3 protein-coding genes are annotated in these 4,362 nt (G+C 69.8%); all 3 read right to left on the reverse strand.

What is annotated here, in order from left to right:
• Positions 1–507: 507 nt before the first annotated feature.
• Positions 508–1,776, reverse strand: coding sequence for a tyrosine--tRNA ligase (gene tyrS, locus ABUW04_RS39665; RefSeq protein ID WP_380569199.1), 1,269 nt, complete (start codon positions 1,774–1,776; stop codon positions 508–510).
• A 56-nt stretch (positions 1,777–1,832) separates the two neighbouring features.
• Positions 1,833–3,338, reverse strand: a complete 1,506-nt coding sequence (locus ABUW04_RS39670; protein WP_380569202.1) for an APC family permease — start codon at positions 3,336–3,338, stop codon at positions 1,833–1,835.
• A gap of 65 nt (positions 3,339–3,403) precedes the next feature.
• The coding region (locus ABUW04_RS39675; protein WP_380569204.1) for an amidohydrolase family protein at positions 3,404–4,362 on the reverse strand (959 nt) is incomplete at its 5' end.

Below are 4,362 nucleotides of genomic sequence, written 5' to 3' on the forward strand. Positions count from 1 at the left end.
CACAGAATTGCGGGCGGACGGGGTATCAACATTTGGCGTTGACTTTTGGCACGCTGTTGAGTTCTCAAGGTACGGACGCTTCCTTCGAGCGGCTTTCACACCAGCCCTCCGGGCGCTTCCTTCTGCACTCACCTTAGCAGATTCGTTTCGTCCGGGCGAACCGTCCGAATTTCGTTTCTGCACCCCGTTGAGCTGGGGTGTCGCTTGGCGACCGGCGTTACGCTACCGCATTTTCCGGATACCCGGAAATCGCGGTTGCTAATTCGCACGACAAAGCGAACCGGCCCGAATCCGACGCAGGCGTCGACTCGAACAGTTCAGTTTCGAAGTGGCGGATAAGCTTGGCAACTTTGGTCACGTGAGGACTGGTGCGGCGAGGCGAAGCCCCGTACGACGTACCGGCCCGAATCAGGCGACTCGGCCAACATTAGACGACCCTGAGGCCTACGTCAAACATCGGAGGCGAAGATCCTTTGGAATCTTCGCCTCCGATGATGTCGGTGCAGGTCAGGCTGTGCGGACGAGCTCCACGGCGGCCAGGCTGCGCTTGCCGCGACGGAGCAGGAGCCAGCGGCCGTGCAGGAGGTCGGCCTCGGTGGGAGCGGCCTCCTCGTCGGTCACCTTGGCGTTGTTGAGGTAGGCGCCACCCTCCTTGACGGCCCGTCGGGCGGCGGACTTGCTGGGGACCAGGCCGGTGGCGGCCAGCAGATCGACGATGCTTGCGAGTTCACCCACTTGGGCCTGCGGGAGCTCCGCGACGGCGGCGTCCAGGGTGGCGGCGTCCAGCTCGGTCAGGTCGCCCTGCCCGAACAGCGCCTTGGACGCGGCGATCGCGCGGTCGAGCTGCTCCTGGCCGTGCACCAGTGCGGTGACGTCCTCGGCCAGGGCGCGCTGGGCGGCGCGGGCGGCCGGCTTCTCGACGGTCTGCCGCTCCAGCTCCTCGATCTCCTCCTGGGAACGGAAGGTGAAGATACGGAGGAAGTTGGCGACGTCGCGGTCGTCCGCGTTCAGCCAGAACTGGTAGAAGGCGTACGGGGAGGTCATCTCTGCGTCCAGCCAGATGGCGCCGCCCTCGGTCTTGCCGAACTTGGTGCCGTCCGCCTTGGTGATCAGCGGGGTGCCGAGGGCGTGGACCGACTTGCCCTCGGCCTTGCGGATCAGCTCGGTGCCGGCGGTGAGGTTGCCCCACTGGTCGCTGCCACCGGTCTGCAGGGTGCAGCCGTAGCGGCGGTTCAGCTCCAGGTAGTCCATGCCCTGGAGGACCTGGTAGCTGAACTCGGTGTAGCTGATGCCGGCGTCGGAGTTGAGCCGTCGGGCGACGGCCTCCTTGGCGATCATGGTGTTGACCCGGAAGTACTTGCCGATGTCACGGAGCAGGCTGATCGCCGACATCCCGGAGGTCCAGTCCAGGTTGTTGACGACCCGCGCCGCGTGCGGGCCCTCGAAGTCGAGGAAGCGCTCGACCTGGCCCCGGAGCCGGAGCACCCAGGCGGCGACCGTCTCCGGGTCGTTGAGGGTGCGCTCGGAGGTCGGGCGGGGGTCGCCGATCAGCCCGGTGGCGCCGCCGACCAGGGGCAGCGGGAAGTTCCCCGCGTTCTGGATGTGGCGCATGGTGATCAGCTGCACCAGGTTGCCGATGTGCAGGCTGGGCGCCGTCGGGTCGAAGCCGCAATAGAACGTGACCGGACCGTCCGCGAATGCCTTGCGCAGTGCGTCCTCGTCGGTGGACAGGGCGATCAGCCCGCGCCACTTCAGCTCGTCGACGATGTCCGTCACGGTGTCGCTTCTCCTTAGCTCCGGTGCCGGCGGTGGTCCGCACAGCGTGACCGAGCCTACGCGGTTCCCGCCACTCGATTCCTCTCGGCTTGGGCGTGCAGCTGCTCCGACTCGGTGAGGCGTCGGCCCAGGCGCCTGGCGGTGCTGGGTGCGGCGATGACGGCGACGACCGCGGCGAGCAGCCAGCCGCCGGCGACGACCGGGAACCAGTGGCCCGGCCCTGAGGAGGGGTAGGGGACGACATTGCGGTAGATGGTGTAGCCGAGCAGGGCCAGGGCGGCGAGCGGGATGACGATCTGCCACATCGGCACCGGCATCCGGCGCTGGACGAAGATCAGCCGGATCGCGCCGATGGTGGTGAGGGCGTAGGCGACCAGCAGGATCAGGGTGCCGATGGTGCCGCCCCAGACGAAGGTGTCCTCCGGGACCGCGGAGAAGGAGACGATGCACAGGCCCAGCACCAGCGCCATCGTCACGCTGACCAGCACGGCGGCGCGGGCCGGGGTGCCGTAGCGGGAGACCCGGCCCAGGCCGCGTTCGCCGAAGCCGTCCCTGCTCATCGCGTAGAGCAGCCGGGCCGAGCCCACGGTGCAGGCCAGGCAGCAGCCGAAGGCGCTGACGGTGGCACCCAGGGTGACCAGGTTGCCGACCCAGGAGCTGAGGTAGCTGGAGCCGAGGTCGCCGATCAGCGAGGACGAGGAGCCGAAGGCGGCGACGCCGCTCTTGCCGGCGCCGAAGCCCATCATCTCGACGGCGGTGACCACCACGAAGAAGGCTCCGCCGAAGAGGGTGGTACCGAGGATCGCCCTGGGGATGTCGCGCCGGGGGTTGAGCGACTCCTCGCCGAGAGTGGAGGCGGCCTCGAAGCCGGCGAAGGAGAGGAAGCCGAAGACCACGCCGAGGAACAGGGCGGACGGGGCCGTCCCGGGCGGGACCGAGAAGACGGACATGGTGAAGCCGTGTCCGGCCGGGGCGTTGCCGACGATCAGCCGGACCAGCACCACGGCGGTGACGATCAGGATCAGCGCGACGGTCGCGCCCTCCACCGTCAGCAGCACATTGGTGCCGCGGCGGACCGAGGCGATGGTCAGCCAGCAGGCAAGCAGCAGGACCACGCCGGTGAGGATGAACGGGGCGTCCACCGGCGGATTGGACCAGGCGCCGGTGCGCTGCAGGAAGGAGATGCCGAAGATGCCGACCACGGAGGAGGTGGTGACGCCGTAGAACAGGTAGGTGCCGACCAGGCCCCAGCCGGCGACCACGCCGCTGCGGGGGCCGAGGGTGGCGCCGACGAAGGCGTACACCGAGCCGGCGTGCTGGAAGTACTGGCACAGCCGGACGAAGACATAGGCCACCAGCAGCACGCCGACGGCGGCGATCAGGAAGGCCAGGGGGACGGCGCGGCCCACGCTGGGCGCCGCTGCCTGGGGGTTGATGTTGACGGCCATGCTGGGCGCCATCAGCGCCATGGAGAGTCCCACGGCCTGCCAGACATTGAGGCTGGGGCGCAGTCCCCGCTGTTCGGGACGGTCGGTGGGGGTGGTCAGGGTGGAGTCGGACATGTCAGGTCCTTCCGCCGGGAGCGAGCGTCACGTCGTCGCGCGGTACGTAGTGTGCTCGCGGCGTGTTACGGGCGTAAGGGGGCCTGCGTATAGAGCCTGGTGGCGTTGGCGGCACCGATGAGGTCGGCGATGCGGGCCGCCTCGGCGGGCCGCAGGCCCGCATCGTGGGTCCAGCGGGTGATCGCGTCGCGGAAGGCGGTGGCGCCGACGAGGTGGAGCTCTGGGACGCCGTAGGCGTCGGTGGAGAAGAGGATCTTGCCGAAGGGGGCCAGTTCCAGGGTCTCGGCGAGCAGGCGGGGGGCGGCCGGGCCGGTGTAGGAGAGGGTCAGCCCGACGTCGCAGTAGACGTGCGGGAAGGCCTGGGCGAGCCAGGCGGCCTGGCGGTGGTACGGGTAGCAGTGCAGCAGCACCAGCGGGGTGCCGTGCGGCTCCACGGCTCGGATGAAGTCGGTGAGGAGCGACGGGTCCGCGCGATGGAGCGTCAGATCGGGGTCGCCGAAGCCGGTGTGGATCTGGATCGGCAGGCCGAGGTCGACCGCGGTCCAGAGCAGGTGGCGCAGCAGGGTGGGGTGGCTCAGGCGGGGGTTGCCGCTGCGGGCGGCTTCGGCAAGGTGCTCGCCGGCGGCATGCGCCACTTCGGCGGGGGCGGGGCGGGCCGGGTCGATGTCCAGGCCGTGGCGGTAGGCGAGGACGGACTTCACCGCGATGGCGTCGGCGGCTCGGACGGCTTCGGCGATGGCCGTGCGGGTGGTCTCACCCCAGTGCGCGGCGGTGGAGGTGGTTGCGGCCTGCTGGGCGACGTGTTCCAGGCGGATGACCTCGCGGACGCGGGTGCCGGAGAGGGCGGCGAAGGCGGGGAGGTCGAGGAGGGGGGCGCCTGCGGCGGTCTCCAGGCCGGTGTCGACGAAGCAGGAGTCGAGGGCGGCGGCGTGGAGGAGGCGGCGGGCGGATTCGGTGGGGCCGAGGGCTGCGCGGGCTTCCAGGTAGGTGTCGGGGGTGGGGTGGCGGCCCGCGTCGAGGGTGG

Origin of the sequence: Streptacidiphilus jeojiensis, from assembly GCF_042510965.1 — a bacterium.
GTDB classification, from domain to species: Bacteria; Actinomycetota; Actinomycetes; order Streptomycetales; family Streptomycetaceae; genus Streptacidiphilus; species Streptacidiphilus jeojiensis.

Bases quoted from the DNA above. Each gene is read 5' to 3' on its own strand.
- ABUW04_RS39670 (WP_380569202.1), bottom strand. From the start codon at position 3,338: ATGTCCGACTCCACCCTGACCACCCCCACCGACCGTCCCGAACAGCGG.